Source organism: Paenibacillus antarcticus, from assembly GCF_001637225.1.
GTDB lineage: Bacteria > Bacillota > Bacilli > Paenibacillales > Paenibacillaceae > Paenibacillus_AQ > Paenibacillus_AQ antarcticus.
Genome location: NZ_LVJI01000016.1, coordinates 171,581 through 193,748 on the forward strand (window position 1 = coordinate 171,581; position 22,168 = coordinate 193,748).

19 protein-coding genes are annotated in these 22,168 nt (G+C 42.0%); 12 read left to right on the forward strand and 7 right to left on the reverse strand.

What is annotated here, in order from left to right:
* The first annotated feature begins 1 nt into the window (after position 1).
* Genes PBAT_RS12305 through PBAT_RS12330 form a run of 6 tightly spaced genes read left to right on the forward strand, consistent with a single transcriptional unit; the run spans position 2 to position 6,841 of the window.
* Complete coding sequence (locus tag PBAT_RS12305; protein WP_084403013.1) at positions 2 to 922, forward strand: ATP-binding cassette domain-containing protein; 921 nt, start codon at positions 2 to 4, stop codon at positions 920 to 922.
* Positions 898 to 1,764 carry an energy-coupling factor transporter ATPase gene (locus tag PBAT_RS12310; RefSeq protein ID WP_068649939.1) on the forward strand — a complete coding sequence of 289 codons (867 nt, stop codon included), beginning with the start codon at positions 898 to 900 and terminating at the stop codon, positions 1,762 to 1,764. The genes PBAT_RS12305 and PBAT_RS12310 overlap by 25 nt, the downstream gene beginning before the upstream one ends.
* Before the next feature lie 17 nt (positions 1,765 to 1,781).
* Positions 1,782 to 2,612, forward strand: coding sequence for an energy-coupling factor transporter transmembrane component T family protein (locus PBAT_RS12315; RefSeq protein WP_068649941.1), 831 nt, complete (start codon positions 1,782 to 1,784; stop codon positions 2,610 to 2,612).
* Positions 2,613 to 2,645: 33 nt separating this feature from the next.
* Positions 2,646 to 4,574 carry a peptidase U32 family protein gene (locus PBAT_RS12320; protein ID WP_068649943.1) on the forward strand — a complete coding sequence of 643 codons (1,929 nt, stop codon included), beginning with the start codon at positions 2,646 to 2,648 and terminating at the stop codon, positions 4,572 to 4,574.
* Between the two features lie 42 nt (positions 4,575 to 4,616).
* Positions 4,617 to 5,948 carry an aspartate aminotransferase family protein gene (locus tag PBAT_RS12325; protein ID WP_420848764.1) on the forward strand — a complete coding sequence of 444 codons (1,332 nt, stop codon included), beginning with the start codon at positions 4,617 to 4,619 and terminating at the stop codon, positions 5,946 to 5,948.
* 20 nt (positions 5,949 to 5,968) lie between these two features.
* Complete coding sequence (locus tag PBAT_RS12330; RefSeq protein ID WP_068650334.1) at positions 5,969 to 6,841, forward strand: UbiA-like polyprenyltransferase; 873 nt, start codon at positions 5,969 to 5,971, stop codon at positions 6,839 to 6,841.
* A gap of 103 nt (positions 6,842 to 6,944) precedes the next feature.
* On the opposite strand, the gene PBAT_RS12335 is transcribed toward PBAT_RS12330, so the two are convergent.
* The 5 genes from PBAT_RS12335 to PBAT_RS12355 form a co-directional block, all read right to left on the reverse strand.
* On the reverse strand, positions 6,945 to 7,925 hold the full coding sequence (locus tag PBAT_RS12335) for a polyprenyl synthetase family protein (protein ID WP_068649945.1): 981 nt from the start codon (positions 7,923 to 7,925) through the stop codon (positions 6,945 to 6,947).
* Positions 7,926 to 7,929: 4 nt separating this feature from the next.
* Positions 7,930 to 8,388 (reverse strand): hypothetical protein, encoded by a 459-nt coding sequence (locus tag PBAT_RS12340; RefSeq protein ID WP_068649947.1) that lies wholly within the window; start codon positions 8,386 to 8,388, stop codon positions 7,930 to 7,932.
* 162 nt (positions 8,389 to 8,550) lie between these two features.
* Positions 8,551 to 10,425: an FAD-dependent oxidoreductase gene (locus PBAT_RS12345; protein ID WP_068649949.1), complete on the reverse strand. Its 1,875-nt coding sequence runs from the start codon at positions 10,423 to 10,425 to the stop codon at positions 8,551 to 8,553.
* A 77-nt stretch (positions 10,426 to 10,502) separates the two neighbouring features.
* Positions 10,503 to 11,390: an FMN-binding protein gene (locus tag PBAT_RS12350; RefSeq protein WP_068649951.1), complete on the reverse strand. Its 888-nt coding sequence runs from the start codon at positions 11,388 to 11,390 to the stop codon at positions 10,503 to 10,505.
* A gap of 348 nt (positions 11,391 to 11,738) precedes the next feature.
* Entirely contained in the window at positions 11,739 to 12,389 is a 651-nt protein-coding gene (locus tag PBAT_RS12355; RefSeq protein WP_084403015.1) for a phosphatase PAP2 family protein, read from the reverse strand.
* A gap of 390 nt (positions 12,390 to 12,779) precedes the next feature.
* Between PBAT_RS12355 and PBAT_RS12360 the strand changes: the two genes are divergently transcribed.
* From PBAT_RS12360 to PBAT_RS12370, 3 genes are all read left to right on the forward strand, one after another.
* Complete coding sequence (locus PBAT_RS12360; RefSeq protein WP_188017007.1) at positions 12,780 to 13,934, forward strand: MFS transporter; 1,155 nt, start codon at positions 12,780 to 12,782, stop codon at positions 13,932 to 13,934.
* A gap of 135 nt (positions 13,935 to 14,069) precedes the next feature.
* Positions 14,070 to 14,738: an oxidoreductase gene (locus tag PBAT_RS12365; protein ID WP_068649953.1), complete on the forward strand. Its 669-nt coding sequence runs from the start codon at positions 14,070 to 14,072 to the stop codon at positions 14,736 to 14,738.
* Between the two features lie 57 nt (positions 14,739 to 14,795).
* Complete coding sequence (locus PBAT_RS12370) at positions 14,796 to 15,176, forward strand: RidA family protein (RefSeq protein ID WP_068649955.1); 381 nt, start codon at positions 14,796 to 14,798, stop codon at positions 15,174 to 15,176.
* Positions 15,177 to 15,281: 105 nt separating this feature from the next.
* Here PBAT_RS12370 and PBAT_RS12375 read toward each other — a convergent pair whose 3' ends face one another.
* Complete coding sequence (locus PBAT_RS12375) at positions 15,282 to 16,058, reverse strand: tryptophan-rich sensory protein (RefSeq protein WP_068649957.1); 777 nt, start codon at positions 16,056 to 16,058, stop codon at positions 15,282 to 15,284.
* A 498-nt stretch (positions 16,059 to 16,556) separates the two neighbouring features.
* Between PBAT_RS12375 and PBAT_RS12380 the strand changes: the two genes are divergently transcribed.
* From PBAT_RS12380 to PBAT_RS12390, 3 genes are all read left to right on the forward strand, one after another.
* Positions 16,557 to 19,649: a DEAD/DEAH box helicase gene (locus PBAT_RS12380; RefSeq protein WP_068649959.1), complete on the forward strand. Its 3,093-nt coding sequence runs from the start codon at positions 16,557 to 16,559 to the stop codon at positions 19,647 to 19,649.
* 57 nt (positions 19,650 to 19,706) lie between these two features.
* The gene (locus PBAT_RS12385) at positions 19,707 to 20,435 is read left to right on the forward strand and encodes a hypothetical protein (RefSeq protein WP_084403017.1); all 729 of its coding nucleotides are present in this window, start codon (positions 19,707 to 19,709) and stop codon (positions 20,433 to 20,435) included.
* Positions 20,436 to 20,506: 71 nt separating this feature from the next.
* Complete coding sequence (locus tag PBAT_RS12390; protein WP_068650339.1) at positions 20,507 to 21,349, forward strand: M15 family metallopeptidase; 843 nt, start codon at positions 20,507 to 20,509, stop codon at positions 21,347 to 21,349.
* Positions 21,350 to 21,443: 94 nt separating this feature from the next.
* Here the strand turns inward: PBAT_RS12390 and PBAT_RS12395 are convergent, their stop codons facing one another.
* Positions 21,444 to 22,112, reverse strand: coding sequence for a GTP pyrophosphokinase (locus tag PBAT_RS12395; RefSeq protein ID WP_246168697.1), 669 nt, complete (start codon positions 22,110 to 22,112; stop codon positions 21,444 to 21,446).
* Positions 22,113 to 22,168: the final 56 nt, after the last annotated feature.

Genomic DNA, 22,168 nt, shown 5'->3' on the forward strand with positions numbered 1-22,168 from the left:
CATGTTTCAACGTGAGTTAATAGGACCTCATTATACGTCGAATGCATTTGAAGAGAGCGTAAGAAATCCTAGTGTTAATTCAAGTAAATGTTCCCCAGCTATCGAACTTGTCGGGGTAAGTTATGGATACGCAAAGAAGGACCTACCGGTTATCAATGATATAACTTTTAGTATTCCACAAGGGCAATGGGTGGCACTTGTCGGAGCGAATGGTTGTGGTAAATCAACTCTTGTGAAGCTCATGAATGCTCTTCTTCCCAAAGGTGAGGGAACTATTAAGGTGAAGGGTTTAGAACTACAATCAGATACGATCGGAGAGATCCGCAAGACGATAGGTATGGTGTTTCAGAATCCAGACAATCAATTTATCGGAGCTACGGTGGAAGATGATATTGTATTTGGTCTTGAGGGCCAATGTCTTTCTATAGAAGTGATGGAGGAAAGAGTCAAGTCCTATGCGGCGAAGCTAGGCATCGCTGATCTACTAGACAAGCATCCAAGTGAGCTGTCGGGAGGTCAAAAGCAACGTGTAGCCATTGCATCTATTTTAAGTATGGAGCCTGAGGTAGTTATCTTTGATGAAGCATCATCCATGTTGGATGAGAAGACACGAAATGATCTGTTAAATATTCTGTCGGATATGCATAAGAGTGGGAGGTACACCATTATCTCGATCACACATGATGCGCAAGAGATAGCTGCATCTGAGCGAGTGCTCGTATTGCAAGAAGGTAAACTTATTGCCGACCGAACACCAACTGAACTCTTTCAAGATGAGAAAATACTTGAGATGAGTCATGTCATCGCACCCTTCGCCTTTCAACTAACGACAGAGTTGCACAAGTATGGTTTGGATATTTCGATTCCCAATTGCGAAAAGGAACTTACGGAGGCACTATGGCCATTACATTTGAGAAAGTAAATTATGAGTACGATGCCAACAGCATGTGGGGCCAAGCGGCACTACAAGGGGTTAATTTACATCTGGAATCAGGTGTGTTGGCAGGTATTGCTGGAGCCACTGGTTCTGGCAAGTCTACACTACTACAGATGTTCAATGGGATATTGAAACCAACTTCAGGGACTGTACGGGTGCTTGACATTACGCTGAGAGGTGGAGAAAAGGCGCCTAAGCTTCATCAATTGCGCAAAAGAGTAGGGCTAGTCTTTCAATTTCCTGAACAGCAGTTATTTGAAGACACGGTCGAAAAGGACTTATGCTTCGGTCCAATTAATTTCGGGTGTAGCATGGATGAAGCCAAAGACCGAGCGCGTAGCGCGATGGAGAAGATGGGGTTGGATGTAAGCTTGCTTTCACGTAATCCATTTCAACTGAGTGGAGGACAAATGCGTAAGGTAGCCATTGCTTCCGTATTAGCCATGGACCCTGAAATATTAGTGCTCGATGAACCAACAGCGACGCTTGATCCTGTGAGTAGAGCAGAATTAATTCAATTGTTACATCGACTATGTCGCGAAGAAGGAAGGACGGTCATTATTGTGACACATCGTATGGATGAGTTACTTCCTTTTGCAAATCAGTGGGTTATTCTACATGAAGGTAGAACGGTATTTCAAGGGACGGTTAAGGCCTTAATCGAACAAGCTGATCAAATGGAGGCCTATGGTATTGTCATACCGCAGTCTATACGTTATTGGCGAGCGATATCTGAGAAATTCGGTTTAAGTGGTGAGGATCCTTGCTTGAGTGCAGAGGCGATGTCTAAGCGAATTGCACAATTGGTCAACTCAGAGGACGTTTAAAGAGAAGAGGGATCGAGATGAGCGAGAAATTGCTAATCGGCCGAACGATTGATACAGGCTCATGGGTACATCGTATTGATCCTCGGGCAAAAATGGTAGCGATGATGTTGTATGTTGTGATAATAATATTGTCTAATACATGGTTAGAGATGGCTTGTGTTGCTGGGTTTTCCTTTGCTATTATCGCGTTAACTCGTATTCATATTAAATATTTCATTAGGGCTGCTAAGCCATTATGGGTATTAATGCTATTTATATTTATTGTTCAGTGTATAAAGGTAGACGACAAGAATGGTGCAATTTTGTTGAGTATTGGTTCGTGGAATCTATATGTTGAAGGTTTCAAATTAGGATTGTTCTCTGTGCTAAGAATGGTGTTTCTAGTATCCTTTACAGCTATTCTAACCTTTACGACGACACCGGGTCGTCTTAACCAAGGGTTAGAGGGCGTGCTGAAGCCATTAAAGGCTATACGTGTATCACCTGATCGCTTCACCTTAATGGTTAGCATTGCACTTCGGTTTATTCCTTCAATTCTTGAGGAAGCCCAGATTATACTCAAGGCACAAGCCTCTCGTGGCGCGGATGTAAGAGAACTTCCTTGGAAAGAGAAAGGGAAGATGCTTGTTTCACTACTGGTTCCTGTTACGGTTGGTGCATTCAGAAGGGCCGAAGATTTGGTTCATTCTATGGAATCTCGTGGATTCCGTATGGGAGAACCACGTACGAAGTATCACCGACTGGTATGGAGAAGTCGAGATACGATATTTATAGGTTTCTTCATTGTTATGCTCATTGCAATGGTGTGGATGTCGGGTTATGGAACTGGAGAGTTGTGGACGTTGTAAAGAGTTAACTACTTCATGGTGGGGGCGATTGTTATGGCACGTTTCTTTAATGGAAAAGAAATAGAACTACTTGCACCGGTTGGCACTTTTGAAATATTCAAGGAAGTAATACAAGCACCTTGCGATGCAGTGTACTTGGGTGGACCGAGTCTGAACATGCGTATGATGCGTAAAGGATACAACTTCTCATTAGAAGAGATTGTTCAAGCGACTGAGATAGCACATGAATTACATAAAAAGGTATATGTTACGGTGAATAACCTACTCAGTGAGGATGATGTAGAAGAAGCCAAAGAGTATCTGCGCTTTCTCGAAGGAGCACATGTCGATGCGCTGATTGTGCAGGACTATGCCGTAGTGATGCTGATCCAAGAGATGGGACTGAATCTCCATGTTCATGCCTCGGTTATGATGAATGTCCATAATTTAGAAACCGTTCGTTTGCTACAAGAACTTGGTGTGACTCGTGTAGTCACATCAAGAGAAATGGATCTGCAAACAGCACGATATATTTGGAGCCAAAGTGGAATGGAACTAGAGTATTTCATCCATGGAGATATGTGTGTAGCGCATGGGGCTAACTGTCACTTCAGTTCTGCCGTATTCGGGATGAGTGGTAGTCGAGGTAAGTGTATGAAGCCATGCCGCTGGGAATACCGTGTGAAAAAAGATGGAAATATCTATCCAGCGGATTATCCTCTTGCTGTGAAAGATATGTATATGTACGAGAATATCCCTGAGTTGATTGAGTCCGGTATTTGTTCGTTCAAAATCGAAGGACGGATGCGGGATGTAAACTTCATCTTGTTATTGATCAACAGTTATGGGGAGGCCATTGATCGTTATATTGAAGATCCCATCGGATTTGATCGTACAGTAGATAGTGACAAGTTACACGAGAATCGTAAACGGGATTTCTCCACCGCCTATGCCTTCGGCAAACCAGGATTGTCTAATATGAATCGGAGGTACGAAGGTACAGGCAAGTTCTATAGCACAGGAAAAGTGTTCAGTACACCAACAGCTGAACGTTCATTGACGATAGGACGTGTGGCAGAACTAAAGGAGAGACTGGTACAAGTACAACGCATAGAACAATTTGCTCGTCCGGAGTTAAGTGTTCGAGTGAACAATATAGACCAGGCACGAATGGCGATAGAAGAAGGCGTTGATCACCTGTACCTTTCAGGTGATGTGTATCTACCAGATGTACCCTTCACGAAGAAGAATATCATCGAACTAAGTGCTATCAAAGGTGCAACCAAGTTATATCTCGGGTTGCCTCGTATGATGACGGAGCTCCATTTTGAACAATACGGCGAATTACTCTCTCGAGAACCGTTAGGAATTGACGGTATAGTCGTGACAAATAGTGGCGCTATTCACGCGTTTGCGGATAAGGGTTATCCAATGGTAGGCGATACGAGCTTGAATATATATAATCACTTAAGCGCTGAGATGTATGCTGGTCTAGGGATTCAGAGATTGACGATATCACCTGAGATGACAGCAGATCACTTTACAGGACTACTTGAGCACTCTACCTTACCTTTGGAAGCTGTGGTGCATGGATCTCCAACGGTTATGTATATGGAACATGATCTTTATGCAAATACGGAGGTACAAGAATCCGTTGGAGAAGAAAATAATCATTATGTCGATAATTCGATCCTAGTGCTGATGACAGATAAGGGCGAGAATCCGGTATATCGTGATCAACATGGTCGGAATCATCTGACAATGGCCAAAGAAATCTGTTATCTTCCCTTGGTGAAAGAATTAGCGGAGGCAGGATTGTCTCACTTTCGAATTGAGGGAGCCACCTACTCTGTGAGTCAGTTACGTGCCATAATTTGCGCTTATCAGGCAGCCATTATGGAGCAAACCTCTACAGGTGAACTGTTTGAACAACTTCATCCCGTGTATGCCGGATATACACTAGGTTCATTGCATTTTAATTGATACAACGACATTCTACTGGCATAGACGAGAGGGAGAATTCATATGAAATCGATGACAGAACACTATATTGGACCCGAAGGGATCAAGGCAAAGCGAGCATCATACTTTTATCCCTGTACTCAGCATTTCTATCAGAACCCGCCTCAGATCGTGACAGGATCAATGCAGCATCTGTACGACGAGAAAGGGAAGGAATATACGGACTTTTTTGCAGGTGTCTCTGTTGTAGCCTGCGGACATTGTAATCCTGCCATTACGGGTGCAACAATGAGTCAGATTGGGAAGCTACAGCACACGACTACGATATATTTAACACAGCCAATTGTAGACTTGGCAGAACGTCTTGCTGAGTTATTACCTGGAGCATTACGACGGACTTTTTTTGTTAACAGTGGTACTGAAGCTAATGAAGGAGCACTTCTATTAGCAAGGATGCACACGGGGCGTAAAGGCTTTATCGCTCTTGAGCAAGGTCTACATGGTCGAAGTAATCTGACGATGAGTGTGACGGGGTTGTCTATGTGGCGTACGGATCCTTTTTTAGAGGAAGAAGTGTACTTCATACCACGTCCCTATCGCACAGGAGTAACTCCTGAAGAGGCTGCTCAAGATTCCCTTAAGGCACTTGATAAGGTGCTTGAGGAACAAGGACACACAATTGCAGCTTTGATCATTGAGCCTATTCAAGGAAATGGAGGCATCATAGTACCGCCAGAAGGGTATTTACAGGAAGTGAAAACACGTCTGGAAAGGTATGGCGTGCTCATGATCGCTGATGAAATTCAGACGGGGTTTGGACGAACGGGTCGGATGTTTGCAATAGAACATTTTGACGTCGTACCAGATATCATTTCAATGGCGAAGGCTTTAGGGAATGGTGTTCCTATTGGTGCTTTTGCCACTACAGATCATATTGCAGCATCTTTAAATCGGCCATCAGCTTCTACATTTGGTGGGAATCCTGTATCTTCCGTTACGGGAATAGCTGTTTTAGACTACATCTGTAAAGAGAGACTCGTTGAACGTTCTGAAGAGCTTGGTCACATACTCATGCAAGGATTAGAACAGCTCATGATAAGTCATAGAGCGGTGATATCAGAGGTTCGTGGTAAAGGATTGATGATTGGGGTGGAGTTATTAGCTTCTAATCCAGATATTGGAGCCATTTTAACGGATCAAGTAATCGAGGGAATGAAGGAACAGGGTTTCTTGATCGGGAAGAATGGAATAGATCGTAATGTATTGGCATTCCAACCTCCCTTGGTCATTGAAGATAAGGACATACGGAAGATGCTCAGGGTGCTAGAGGTAGTGTTAGCGAGATTGGAACTGCCCGAGGAGATAGAAGTAGGGGTAGGAAGGGATCCTCGCTGAGGATGAATGGTGGATTGCATATGACGACTAGAGCACTATTTCATAAAGGTAAACAATTTGGTGAATTGGTTATGTTCTCACATACATTATTTTCATTGCCTTTCGCTGTGATTTCCATGGTATGGGCTGCAGGTGGTTGGCCGTCGTGGTGGATTATGATCTGGGGATTAATTGCCCTTATTGGTGCGCGTAACGGAGCTAATGCTTTCAATAGACTCGCAGACCGTAAGTTCGATGAACAGAACCCGCGCACCGCATCAAGGCATCTTCCACAGAGATTACTTGGGACGCGTGAAGTTATTATTTTTGTAATTATCAATTATCTTATATTTGTGATCGCAGCCTCTATGCTAAATCCATTGTGTATGATCTTGTCCCCGGTGGGTATTCTCCTCATCACGTTATATTCATATACGAAGCGGTTCACATGGCTCAGCCATCTTTACCTTGGATTTGTGATCGCATCTGCACCAATTGGTGCGTGGTTTGCGGTGACAGGAGAGTTCGCGTTCACACCCTTTGTGCTCGGAACCGTTGTAATGCTCTGGATTGCGGGCTTCGATGTTATCTATGGTACGCAAGATATCGAGTTCGACCGTAAGCATGGATTGTGGTCCATTCCTAGCTTCTTCGGTCTGAAAACGGCACTATGGATGGCTAAAGGCATGCACATGGTCATGCTTATTCTGTTATTATTTCTTTACTATTTCAGAGATTTGAGTTGGATGTATCTTATCGGATTAGGTATTGCGGCTATATTGCTCATGACGGAACATGGTATTATCAAACCTCACCAACCTAAATTAATGAAGATTGCGGCTTATAATCTTAATCAAGTGATAAGTATGGTGATCGTAGTCTGTACGTTAATGGATTACTTTCTAATTGCTTAAATTAGTTAACTACGATAGCGGAAGAAGCATAAGACCCTCTCTACATCATTTGAACATGATGAGGGAGGGTCTTATGCTTCTAGAAGATCGAGTAGATCTTATCTTAATGATCACGTCCTGCGAAATAATCGAGTAAAGATTGAAGATCTTGATACGCTGGGAAAGAAGATAACTGATCAATGATGTCTTGTGCCTTATTCAAATAATCATGACTAAGCTGTTCTGTTTGTTGTAGTGCTCCAGATGAACGAATGATATTAATAGCTTCATTGATCTCCCTTGGAGTGGAACCGCTATGAATCGCACGAATAGTGGCCGCAAGCTCAGGTCTTTGCAAGGCGTAGATGACAGGTAACGTAACTTGTCCTTGGATGAGATCACTTCCAGAAGGCTTGCCAAGGATATCCGGTGTCTGCGTAAAGTCTAATAAATCATCTTGGATTTGAAATGACATTCCTATATGCTCGCCGAATGTGTAAAGGAGGTCGGCAAGTTCAGGATCAGCTTCCGTAGATAAAGCGCCAACTCGTAAACAAGTTGCCATTAATTGAGCTGTTTTATTCCTCGATTTCTCTAAATATTGCTCTAGGGTTAGATCATAATCGTACCTATGCTCAAGTTGCTCATACTCACCGAGACACAGTTGGGCTGTGGCAACGGCTGATAAATCATGAATATAACGGTCTTTATTAGAGGAATAACCAGATAGGAGTTCAATCACACGGGCAGACATGTAACTACCAATATGAACGGCCTCAGATACTCCCGTTATCGTATGCATGGCGCTTTGGCCCCGTCGCATATCTGATCGGTCAATAATGTCGTCATGGATCAGAGAAGATGCGTGAATGAATTCAACAGCAGCAGCCAATTGGAGTTGTAATTTCCCTGTTGGAAGGGTACCAAACCGACTCCCTACAATAACCATCAAAGGGCGTAGTCTTTTGCCTCCAGATCGAATAAGTGCAAGGATACTTTTTGATATAACAGAGGATGATGGAACGTCTCTATCTAATCTAACGATATCCTCAATGGTCTTGTTGATACGTCGTAAATTGATATTCAGAGTCTCATGTAGTTGCATGTTGTTAACCTACCTGTTCTACGGTTGTGGTATAGGTATCCCGTCTGAATTCAAGATCTAAGAACTGTTCCAAGCAGGTGGCTAACAACTGAACTCCGGAATGTCCTTCAGCACCTCGGATCTGCCATTTTTTGATGTGGGGCGCTAGGTATGATATCAGATCGATTTCTTCAAACTGGACGGCTAATTGAATATATAGACTGTATAAATAATCACCATCTAGCACCTTGCGGGTTAGATTCGGATCAGATGGATTGCAGTCTTTATGACGGCTTGTGGCAAGCGAAAGGATAGTATAGAGTGCGAGAAGATGTACTTTACGCTCATAAGCTAAGTCGTAACTATTCAATAAGGACTCCGTATCCAGTATTTCTGTACGATCGATGTCCAACGTAATTCCAGCCTTCGGAGAACACTCAGCTTGGAGTAGTTGAAAGGTTTCATTCATAAGTTGTGTGTGCATATGCTTCACCCCTTGGATCGGTTTTCATACCTTCAAGACCATATAAAATAAGGAGAGTAATGTGCGATTTGCACATTACTCTAATGTATATCTATAGAATGAACACAAGTTTCTGTCTCTAGTTCATTCTATTTAGCTTTGATAACTAGGAATGATGTAACATCAATCTGTGAATAAGTACCATCGTCTAACGAGCGGAATCTTCTTCCATTGTTTCTTCAGCCAAGGAAGGACGTAGTAGTCAAGACCAAATACGCTTCCTGAACCGCCAATTGTAGCAATTGCAGCCGTTACGTACCAGAGCATTTCATAAGGTGCCATACCTGATGTCCAGATCATAACGCCCATACCGATCGTCGCGATTGAAGATACTGCAGTGAATAGACCGAGAATGAGAAGTGCTCCAAAAGTGATTTCTGCAAGTACCATAGCTGTTTGGAATACTTGAGCCAATACAGTATAGCCACCATCTGAGCTATAGAAGAATAAGTCCATAAAGACATTCATAACGCTAGTAATGAAACCAGGTACAGGAAGTGCCGTTAAAGTCTCACCTGTCGTTGCTACGGCAGAAGCTGCGGCTTGAGCATCGACGGTCTGAGCAACAGCAGTTACAGCTTCACTTGCAGCTGAGGTAACATCAGCAATAGGAGATGCAGGGATTAAGAAAATACGTGATGGTTCATCCCATATCTTACCGATCTTCTCCCAACCCTCATGAAGCCACATGTAACCTAAATAGATACGTAGTGGAACTAGCCAGAAGTTTGGTGAACGTTTGGAGAAGTGGCCTCCTAAGAAGCTTCTGCGATTCTCCACATGAAAGAATTCATGCATCATGTAAGTCCATACTTTATTAAAGCCAGCAACGGTTGATAAATAGAATAGATTAATAAAGTGCTTAGACATCATAGCCATAAATCCAGTAAGCATGAACATCTTATTAGGAAGTCCTACGTTTGCTACACCATAACGGCTTCCGATCGAAACCATCGTGCCATGAAAGGCAGGTTTGTAAGATTTCTTCGCTTTACCAGTCACATCTGCATGAATGTTATGAGCAATCAGTGGAGCAGCGTGCTCCGCATTCTCAACCATTTGAGGAACTGGACGAGTCTCACCTTCAGGAATGAAGAAAATATTATCTCCGACAACATATACATTCTCATGATCTAAGCTTTGTAATTTGTCATTGGTTTCAATACGTCTGCGTCCTTGTTGCTTCACATCCAATGAGCCTACAAGATCAGAGCCTTCAACACCGGCTGTCCATACAATGGTGTTAGCTGCAATTTCAGTATCGCCCAGCTTGACGGCAGTAGGATCAACACCTGTAATTTTGGCGTTTGTAATGATTTCAACACCCATTTTACGGAGATGATTCTCTGATTTAGCGATCAACTTATCGGGTAGAATAGGTAGAATCTTAGATGCCATATCTGCAACGACTAAGCGAACATCTTGAGCATCAATATAGAACTCCTTGCATAACTCATCGCGGAACTCAGCCATTTCACCGATCAATTCCACACCCGTAAAACCTGCACCTACAACAACGAAGGAAAGCTTTGTCTTACGGATAACTGGATCTTTTTCTTTTGCCGCTTCACTAAACATGTCGCGAATTTGTTTCTTCAATCGAACTGCATCTTCGAAGGACCATAATGTAAATGCATTTTCTTCTGCACCAGGAATACCGAAGAAGGTTGGTTTACTACCTGTACCGATGACTAGGTAATCATATTCATATGTTGCCTTGTCAGATATTAAGGTTTTACCCTCAAAATCAATTTTGCTAATGTCATCAAGGACAACATCCACTTTCTGATTGGCAAAAATCTTCTTGAGGTCAATCTTAACTGCATCTTCTGGGGTACGATTAGCTGCTACCTCATGAAGTTCTGTTAAGAGTGTGTGATACGGATTACGATCGATCAATTGAATTTGAACGTCGTTATTTTTCTTGAATTTGTTAGCTAATTTCTTGGCGGTGAGAACACCGCCGTAACCTCCGCCCAAAAGGACAATTTTCTTCATTGATAGTTCACCTCGTTATGATGTCGGATTTATTTCAACACTTCATGATACCAATAATAACCAATGTCAAACAGTAATTATTTGGCAGACGCTAGTGCCTTTTGTGACAACGTAACAAAGTCTGATACATGAATAGTTACACCAGAAATAGCATCTGTTTTACCTTCTGCATTCATAGTGATCGCTGCTGGATCTTGTTTCTCAATCAAGAAGGCTTGGGCTGCTTGAGCTTCTTCGTGCCATTCAGCAACAGATCCGCCATTAGCTTTCATACCGTATTTACCTTCAATAGAATTCGCTTGTTTATCTTCGCCAGCTTCATTTACACCACTGAAGAATGCATAAATAATTTTTCCGTTAGCAATGGTTAGATCAGTAGTACTTTTCCAACCTGATGTGGCATCAAAAGCATCTGCTTCAGCATGATATGATCCGTCTTTATATGAACCTGGTGCAGCCGGTCCAGCATCCAACGCTTTCTTCGCCAAGGTAGTTAAATCGCCGACGTGAATAGATACGCCAGAAATAGCATCCGTTTTACCTTCTGCATCCAATGTGATTGCAGCAGGATCTTGTTTCTCGATTAAGAATTTCTCAGCTAGCGCAGCTTGTTCATACCAATCGGCTTGTGCTTTACCTTTTTCTTTCATACCGTACTTACCAGCTTTATCTAGTGTCTTCTTGTCAGGACCGCCTTTGGAACTAACAAAGTTCCAGTCTGCCATTGCGATTTTACCATCTTTAACGCTTAGCACAATATAAGGTTTCCATCCACTTTCTGCATCGAAGTCTCCTTCAGCATAATAAGCGCCATCTGTGAACTGACCTTGTGTTGCTGCTGGTGCAGTAGTTTCAGTAGTTGGCTCAGTCGTTGTTGGTTCAGCTGCCTTATTATTGTTACCGCATGCTGCGAGTACGCCGACTAACATCAGACTGCACAATAGGATAGACCATTTCTTTTTCATTTGAATTTCCCCCATATTAATTAAATTTAATATATTAAAATGTGAACCATTAGAACAAAGGAACACATTTTGCTATTCAAAATAATGAAATGATAACATTTATTTGTTGAGGCGAATTAAATTATCCAATATCTATAATGAAATGGTACCATGATCTTCCTCTCAATTTATGTGAAAAAAATCACACTTATGGCTAAAATATCACTAATTTTAAATACTTTTTCCTCTGTTTTGTCCATAACACATCAAATAATGTATTATTTTGGAATAAAAGGAGGAAAAAATATAAAAATATTAGATATTATTAGGAATCGAGGGTTTCGTATTTAGTTCAATTTATCTAATTATCTAACTGTAACGCTCATAGCGTTTGCTGCGGACTATTTTATGGACCTTTACACTAGATAAGATGAGAATAAATACGGCTTCACCCAAAAGAATTGCACCAAGCGCATCGTAAATCACATGCTGCTTTATCATAAAAGTAGACATGATAATCGTTAGTGAACACATCGAGAAAATAACTTTTGTGCGGAATCGTATTTTACTTGAGTTCCAAGAGGCCCGCATTACGAGGAAAGAGTAAAGGGAGTGAATGCTCGGGAAACAGTTGAATGGTTTATCATTTCCATAGATCCAATTTAGCATCTGATGATCCCAGCTAAGGCCGGTAACAATTGGGCGAGGTACAGTTGTTTGAAAATAGAAATATATTAAATAGCATACGGCTACGCTAATGTTCATAGAAAGAAGTGTTCGGAAATAAAGTTGACGATCCTTCCAACACAAATAAGCCATGGCCAGAAAAATATAAGGATACCATCCTAAATATGGAATGCTCATGGCTGGAACTAAAGGAATCAGATTATCGATAGGCGAGGAAAGGACAAGAGAGTTGTGCGTAATTGAATTTAGAACGTTGTAGATTAGACCCATAATCCCGAGTGAACCAAGGAGACTGAGAGACAGTATATATGATTTATTTAGCAACGATGACAAGTGGAGATCCCCTTTTTCTGTGATAATAGCAACATTAAGAACAAAGGTAATTATACCTCTCTATTTCTAAAATTCAAAAGGTAGAGTCTGAAAGATTTTTATTCATATATGAGCCTGTGAAGGTTAGTTCATTTTCTGGAAATGTTTGATTGGATGGGAGACTATATTAGGTTGTTATTCTTCGTTATTTTGCAATTTATTTAGGGGTTTTGTAAGCGCACACAACGAATGCATAAATAAGATTGACAGATGAGTACTTGCGTGTAGAATGGGGACAAAAGAAAGATTTGTAGAGGAGTGCATCCAGATTCGTATGGCTTATAAGAGAAGGCGGAGACTTTCGCTTTGTTTATTGCAACAACAGAGGGAATTTCCACTGTTATTTTCCAAATGCTACTAGGAGGCCCCTTTCTCACAGGATATCTATTGTACTTAGGTGCAGATTCAAGCGTAATAGGATTTGTCCTGTCGATTACAACCTTAGTCAACATCCTGCAAGTATTTATCGCATTTATGGTTCAGAAATTACAGAGTCGTAAATGGACACTCGTTATATTTATCGCACTTCAGAGGATACTTTGGGGTTCTACAGGACTCATTCCGTTTATATTGGACAAAGAATGGTGGGTACCGGTCTTTATTATTCTTTACGCTTCAGCATTTTTGGCGAATAACGTAATCAACGTATTATGGACCTCACTCCTTAGTGATATGGTGCCCGATGGGGTAAGGGGAAGATATTTTGGGATTCGTAATACCATTTTGAATGCTTTGGGAAGCGTCATGATTTTTATGGGCGGCAGAATATTAGATACTCACTCTGAAAGTACAGGGTTCCTAATATTGTTTATCCTTGCATGGATTTTTGGGCTTTTGAATATTGTTACATTCTTTTTCTATCCCGATCTGCCCTTCGAACGATCAACAGAGAGCAAGATGATGCCTATGATAAAGAAGCCGCTTCGAGATGCATCATTTATGAAATCTACTATTTTTTTAGCATCTTGGTTATTTCTGCAAACGTTAGTAGTACCACTATATTCTTATGTCATGCTCGATTTATTACATATTAACTACCAGACCGTATCATTATTAACGGTGGTTCAGACTATTGCTATGATGTCGAGTTTCTATATTTGGGGCAACTTAAATGCTAGATATAGCAATAAAACATTACTGTTCTGGACTTTACCAATCATTGCTGGATCTTGTCTTGCTTGGGGAATGCTGTCGTTCCTTCCTGTACTACTCGTATTGATGATCTCGCATGTTTTGTTAGGGATAGGTGTAGGGGGATTCAATCAATTAGTATTCAACTTTACAATCGGGGATACACCGAAGAGTGAACGTCCGATGTTCATAGCCATGTTTGCTGCAATAACGGGTGTTACATCTTTCTTAGGACCTATGATTGGTGGTCAATTATTTATAGTAATGAGGGTATTCCCAGACTGGGTTCAGCAGTATGGTTTCCAGAGCGTTGTAGGATTTGTTATGCTAATTGTAGCTTTGACATTCGGTCGCCGAATACTCAGAGAGGAATGATTATGCTTCCGAGGTAGTTATTATCGAAGTATACCGATGAAGTAACGCTCTAATAACTTAAGATTATGCTTCCGAGGTAGTTATTATCGAAGTATACCGATGAAGTAACGCTCTAATAACTTTTAGGAGGTTTCTATGGAGTTTCAGGCCATTGTATTAGGTGCTACAGGATTAGTGGGTGGATTCGTAGTTAATGAACTGTTGAATCGAGCAGAGTATGATGTTGTAAAGGTACTGGTGAGGAGACCTCTAGGGATACAACATCCGAAGCTTAAGGAAATAATAATAGATTGGGATAAGTTAGAGCAACATCAGGATTTGTTCGAGGACGTACTTGATGTATTTTGTTGTTTGGGTACTACAATCAAGAAGGCAGGATCTCAAGAAAAATTTCGGGAGGTGGATTTCAACTATCCTCTAGTTGCAGCCCAATTAGCACACGCAGCAGGAGTTCGCCAATTCCTACTTGTATCGGCTATGGGGGCCGATCCTATGTCCAAGTTGTTCTATAATCGTATCAAAGGTGAGGTAGAGGATGCCATTTCTAAGGTGGGGCTTCCAGCAGTTCACTTATTTAGACCATCGCTAATACTTGGAGAACGTGACAATAAGCGTATGGCTGAGGCAATAAGTGCAAAACTTATGACATCTCTCGACTTTCTTTTTCATGGGAAGGCGGCTAAATATCGAGCAATACCGGCAGAGGTGGTCGCACGCGCCATGGTAAATATCGCATTGACGGGTCCAACGGGTGTGCATATTTATCCTAATGATGTTATTTATGCCGTGGGACTGGTACAATAATGCGTATAAAGTGATGTTTTAATTCGAATATGAATAGAATGAAAGGAGACATAAACAATGGGAAAAGAAGTAATTTCAACAGAATCTGCTCCGGGAGCTATCGGGCCATATAGCCAAGCGATCGAAGCGGGGGGATTCATTTTTACATCAGGTCAATTGGGTCTTAACCCAGAGACTGGACAATTTGGAGAGGGTATTGAGGGGCAAACCCGTCAATCCCTTACTAACTTACAAGCGATTCTAGAAGCAGCAGGAGTTGGGATGGATCAAGTTGTGAAGACAACGGTCTTCCTCAAAGATATGAATGACTTCGTTGCTATGAATGAAGTCTATAGCTCATTCTTCTCACAACCGTTCCCAGCACGTAGTGCTGTAGAGGTAGCTCGTCTACCTAAAGACGCTCTAGTTGAGATCGAAGCCGTAGTGTTAAAGAAATAGTATGGATTATACAAAAAGCTGAATTGCGCGAATCCATCGCATAATTCAGCTTTTTGTGTTTGTTAAATGGTTCATATAAATAAAAAAGAGTGAATACTAATCTCTTCAGCGGCGAAAGTTCATGCCCTTGTTTATCCGTTTCCGGACAAATAATAGATATATCGCATAAAGGAATAGGATACCAGCTAGTATGTATGCAACAGTGAATACATACTCAACGTTTGTTTGTTTCACTGCAATGGCGACGTAGGCCCATACAAATACTAAAGGGAATGCGCTATCTCGATAAGGGTAGCTCGCTAGGATAGCGATTAGTGCTCCAGCACAGAGCATAATGATGGCCCAAGTTGTGTCATCAAGTCCAAACCCACCCCAGTTATTTTTGGTAAGGGATATCGAAATATTTAATATTGTCGCAACGCTAATCCATCCTAAATATAGGCTGAAGGGTAGTTTGATGAACCAAAATTCCCCTTGTGTAGGATACGAAATACGTCGCGTGCGTGTATACAAGATCATAAGTGACATTAACAGGAATAACATGGCTATGACGGATATTTCGATATAGAGATACTGCCATAGAAAGAGCCATACAATATTAAAAATACAGCTGATGATGAACCATATGCCAATGCTTTGTACAGATTCTCTGCTCTCATTATTCCTTCTGAGCTGATAGTAGATAAATCCGCTTAAGAGGATGTAAATGACAGACCAGATGGTAAAAGCGTATCCAGCTGGCGTCAACAAAGTAGGATACATGTCGGATACATCACTTGTTCTTCTTCCACCAATAAGGGTGGTATTGGCGAGTACATTCACGCCGATCATTGCTAGAAATGCAATGAGATTCCACCACTTATAAGGATTTCTTTTCAGCATATATATAACCTCCTTGTTAAATAACATCGGTTCGTTGAAGTTAAGTGTCTTCTTTAAGATATACCCATTTTTATTATAAAAGTACTCAACTTGTCCTGCTTTTTTTTTGATCAAGCAAAGGAATGGGAAAGACGGGTCTGGGTAAGACAGCCTAGAGGTTTAAAAAAGTATTTAAGAGTTAATCGTAGTTCGGTTGTTATTGTTTGTATCTATATGGTATGATAAACAGTGGTAAATGGAGTTAAATTACATTCACAAATGAAAATAAGTCGTTCCCAGTTTTGTGTCTAAAGTCCACAAACCCACCTTTGGAGAGTAAACTTGGGTGGGTTTTTTTACATTATTAGTCAGGTAATAAAAAGTAGCATTTTGTAATTAGATCTGAGGAAAAAGGGAATAATTTGGTTTGAGTTCCAAAAGTGAAAAGGTTTTTAAATGTTCCCTTTTTGTATAAGATGTAATTAAAATATGTGAGCAGTGAAACGACAGGAGACAACGATGAATCAACCGCTATATGGCGTATGGTTAGGCGAAGTGTTTTTTTGTTTTTCCGGTGAAGTATCTGAACCAAAGGTAGATGCTTGGAGCCGTGTAGTTAAACAGTTTGAATGGAAGGGTGGAGTACGTCCATTTGCCAATGCTGTTCTTAGGTTGGCAGAACTACGGTATCCTTCTTCTACTGCGAACCCTAAAGCGAGCAACAGAAGGGGAGAAAGACGCCAACTCATGGGCCGAACATTAGAGGGTCTTGCACTTTCTCCACAGGATGCATTCTTTATGCTCCTTGCATGGGATGACGAAACTTGCTTAGCGAGAGGTATACAACCAGGCCCTGAAATGAGCTATTGGGTGAAGGTGGCAAGGTTCGCATTGGAGCTGATGCTTCATGGTCGGATATCTCCTGGAACGGCGCCCCTTGTCACAACGGGTACACGTAGACGGACGGGCGAACAGGTCGTAACATCTCGTTGGAAACCTAAATTAAGGGATAAACACGAAGCAGAGATCTTCTTACAACTTGCTGCTTCGATGCCACCACTTGCATTTGGTGTGCCTGCATTCGGGGGCTTTGAAACCAAAGAAGAAGCTGGTGCTGCAGTGTTGCATTCCTTCTTAAGTGCCGTTATTCATACGGAAATTAAAGATGTGATACAAGGATTAGAAGCAAAGCTTTCTCGATACATGGCTAATTATCGAAGAGGATATTCACCACTTTCTGAATTGTGGTGGGATGGCCTCTTGACGGTAAGTCGTGATATTTCCGTACAAGGATCTCCTGATGAAATTGAAGAACTAACGAAAACGGCTTCCCGTATTGGAGGTACCTCTATTCCTGTGATCGGAAGCGAGGAGGAGCAAGCTCGGCAGATTGGCCGCCTGAATTTAGGACTACGTATGGAGCCTAGACTTCTAGAGGAAGAACAGCGATGGTATGTATCCTTTTGGGCAGAAATTCAAGACGATTATGGAACTTGGCTACCTGCAAACTATATATGGGGTAGAAAGGAAACGGACTTAGAAGTGCGGGGGAGACATTACGAAGCGGTTCAGGAACAACTTCTAATGGCTCTTGGTGAAGCAGCATTAGTGTCATTTGAAATTAGTGATACTCTGAATGCACCTGCACCGATTGGAATGGAACTTACGCCGGAACAACTCTTTACATTTGTTCGTGAATCTGTTCCGCTACTCACTGCAGCTGGGGTTACTGTTCAGTTGCCTTCACGCTGGAGTAAGGAGAAACGACGTGTGGGGCTGTCTTTAAAAATGGTGCAGCCACCTGAAACAGAGAACAGAGTGGGGATACCGGTCGCATTGGGTATGGATCACTTAGTCTCATTTGAAGTGGAAGCGGCGCTCGGTGGCATAACACTTACACTTGAAGAAATGACTAAATTGGCAGAGTCTGATGTTCCATATGCAGAGTTCCGTGGCGAATGGATTGAAGTTGACCTGAAAGAGATTCGTCAGGTTATGAGATATATTAAGAAGCATGAGAAAGGCCAGATGGAAATATCCGACTGGATGCATTTAACTGCTGAAGATGGCGAAGAGCGGATGTGGAAGGGCCTTACCGTGATGGGAATGGAAACGGTGGGTATGTTATCTTCCCTTCTCGAAGGTACTAGTTCGCGCAAAGTGCCTATTCGCCCAATACCTGAATCTCTTCATGGTGTGTTACGTCCATATCAAGAACGGGGTTATCAATGGCTCTCTGCCATGAGGGATCTAGGATTTGGTGTATGTCTAGCAGATGATATGGGGCTAGGTAAGACAGTTCAGGTTATCACGTGTCTTCTTGAGCGCATGGCTGAGCATACCAATCCTATACTTATTGTCTGTCCTACATCATTACTTGGGAATTGGCAGCGAGAACTTCAGCGTTTCGCGCCGGATTTATCTATATATATCCATCATGGGAATCGACGTTTACATGGAGAAGAATTCATTAACAAGGCCGCAGAATATGATGTTATTCTAACGACGTATCATTTATGTGGTAGAGATGGCGTAGATCTGGCGCAGGTATCATGGGCAACCATTGTATTGGATGAAGCGCAATACATTAAGAACTATCGGACGAAGCAGGCTCAAAGCGTGATGAAATTGTCTTCTCCTCATCGCATTGCGATGACGGGTACGCCTGTAGAGAATCGATTGGGTGAACTGTGGTCCATTTTTCAATTTCTTAACCCTGGCTATTTAGGAACCTCATCCTCATTTAGACATCGGTATACGGGAGATGATGAACAGGGGCGCTTACAGGAACTACATCGATTAGTGGCACCTTTCATGTTGCGCCGTCTGAAGAGTGATCCGGATATCGCGAAGGATTTACCTGAGAAGATTGAACTTAAATCTTACTGTACGTTAACAGATGTACAAGGTGCGATGTATCAGGCTGTTGTTGATCAAATGTTGGTGCAAATTGAGCAGGAGACGGGGATTGCTAGAAAGGGCTTAGTCTTATCTTCACTTACGAAGCTGAAGCAGATTTGTGATCATCCGCAACTTCTCGGTAAAGAAGATAGTCGGGGCACTAAGCAGGAGGCTTCCGGTAAAATGGAGCGATTGCTCGAGCTGCTTGATAGTATAGAGGAGATTGGTGAATCGGCCCTTATTTTCACTCAATACGTAGCTATGGGACAACTGCTTGTTTCACGTCTTGCTGCAAGGTACGGTAAAGTTCCATCATTCCTGCATGGAGGAGTACCGAAACAGGAACGAGATGAAATGGTAAGCTCCTTCCAAGAAGAAGAAGGGTCTGCATTCTTTGTGCTCTCGTTAAAGGCAGGTGGAGTAGGATTAAACCTGACCCGTGCCAATCACGTACTACATTATGATCGATGGTGGAATCCTGCTGTTGAGAATCAAGCGACGGACCGTGTATTCCGCATTGGACAACATAAGAATGTACAAGTGCACAAGCTTATCTGTCAAGGTACTTTGGAAGAGCGAATTGATGAACTGATTGAGAATAAAAAGGCACTGTCTGAACAAGTGGTAGGTTCGGGTGAAACATGGTTAACAGAGATGTCGGATGCGGATCTGAAAGATCTTATCGCACTGCAAGGCGAAGACTGGATGTAACTCTAATGAGCTTGTAAGGGTTGCTCTAATATGTGATAAAGCTCAGGAGGGATACATTTGACAGAGATGGCAGAGGTCATACTGGATGTCCGTCCAGGCTTGTTGATAGGGAAGGTTACCAGGTCCCTGGAAGAATTAACGGGAATGAAGACACATGAAGTGAACATACCTGTAGAGGTGTGTTCACCACTCATTCAACAAGAGATTCTTATAGAATTACAGAATACAGCTCATGATCTGTACCTACTCTTAAAGGGGCAGACTCCAGTGTGGCTTGATGATTTGTTGCCTTCATCTACGGATATAATGATGATGAACGAAGCGACATGTCATTGTGGGGATTCTAATTGCCAAGAGATAATAACGGTGCGTGAATATGCAGAGCAACAGTTGTCTTCTGATCCGGTTATGAAATTAACGCTCATGGGGTTACCTCGTAAAGAGTTATTGCCTGGGATATTTGGTGCATGGTCATCTGCGATCATTCCCAAAGCAAAGGAATTTGCCGGGGTCGAAGCAACTTTGACAGAGGAAAAGGGAAAAAGCGGACCCTCCCCAGGGGAATGGCTTGCAGAGGCCGCAGAGCAAGGGCGTCTTCATGAACCGGGTCCACTCTTCCGGGATGTTACTCTCAAGCTTACGCCACCTGTGGATGGAGAGAATCAACTCGATGATTGGACTCCGCTATTAAAAGGATCGCTTGGGGTTCAAAAGGCACTGAAAATGATTATGAAAAAGACATCAGATATCGCGGAGAAACGTCGCCGTCAATTTATTGGGGAGTAATGGTCGATGCGAGTTTCCTTCATGTGATATATGATATTAGTAATAAAGCCTCACATAAAGGAGAATCATCAATGAAATCACAGACATGGGGAAAGAGACATTGGATGCGTGTTCTTGGTCCAATGATTGTATTGTCGGGAATACTTGTAGGGTGTGGCTCTGATACAGGAGGGTCTGCTCAACAAGAAGGACAAGCATTACAGGGTCCAGCTGGTCAAGGGGATCAGTTGGAAGTTGTTGAGGGACAAGCTAACGATTCTATTATGGCAATGCGAAGTGAGAATTCACTCCAAGCAACCATTCAAGAGCAAGACGGACGATCTATCGTAACCAATCCTGAAGCAGTAACTGTTATTGTGAACAAACAGCGTAGTCTTCCTGATGGTTACGAGCCTAAAGATCTTGTAGAACCAAATGTTAAATTTTCCTTTGATGGAGCGAATGAGAAACGATTTATGCGTAAGGAAGCAGCGGAGGCATTAGAGAAGCTATTTGCTAGAGCAGAATCAGAAAATATCGAGTTACGTGCAGTATCTGGATACCGATCTTATGCTCGACAAAAGGTTATTTTTGCGAATAATGTTCGTACTAAGGGAGAGAAGGAAGCCGCTCGTGTTAGTTCTGTACCAGGAAATAGCGAACATCAAACGGGTCTGTCGATAGATGTATCCAGTCCGAGTGTTGATAATACATTAGAGCAATCCTTTGGTGAAACAACGGAGGGTAAGTGGTTAGCGGAACACGCACCTGAGTACGGATTCGTTATCCGTTATCCTGAAGGTGCTGAAGATAAGACCGGTTATATATATGAACCGTGGCATATCCGATACGTAGGTACTGACGTAGCACCAGATCTTGCCAAGAGTGAATTAACGGTCGAAGAATATTTCGATAATGCATTTATTAAGCTGTAAGATAGGTATTGTATATACGATAAACAGAAGGCTGCATTCCTACTATTAGGATGCAGCCTTCTGTTTATGTAGTTAGTTAATATCCAAAGTCCGATTATTGGGATAATAGCGTTGGCCCTGAATTTGCTATACCAGAAAGGATTTCTTTCTGAATTCTAAGCATTTTCTTATCAAGGGCATAGGCGGCTTCAGAAGCCTCTTTCAACTCGGTGTGTACATGAGCAGGTACTTGCTTGTCATACTTATAGAATAATATATGTTCCATACTCGCCCAGAAATCCATGGCTAAGGTGCGCATCTGAATCTCCACTTTCATCCACCTTGTTCCTTCTAATAGGATGAGAGGCACGGCTAGGATGATGTGAAGACTTTGGTATCCATTCGGTTTGGGATCATTAATATAATCCTTTACCTCTAGCACCTGAATGTCGCTACGCTGTTTGAAGTGCTCTAATAAGAGATAAATATCTTTGACGAAAGCACATACAATTCGCATGCCAGCAATATCGTGGATGAGGTTTAGCATATTATCTACAGTAAGGTCACAACCCTTACGTTTCATTTTGTCTAAAATACTCTTAGGTTCTTTAATTCGTACTTTAATATGTTCAATAGGACTATAACCATTGATTTGTTTCAGTTCTGTCTTGATGACTTTAATCTTATTCTGTAATTCTTCTAGCGCGAGTTGATATAACATCGGAACATTATTCCACTCATTGAGCTGGAGTAAAAGTTCGTCGGCTAATTCCCTGGTTCCCATATCCTTTAGATGAATTGGGTTTATCATAAGTTGACTACCTTCATGTTCTTTCAATG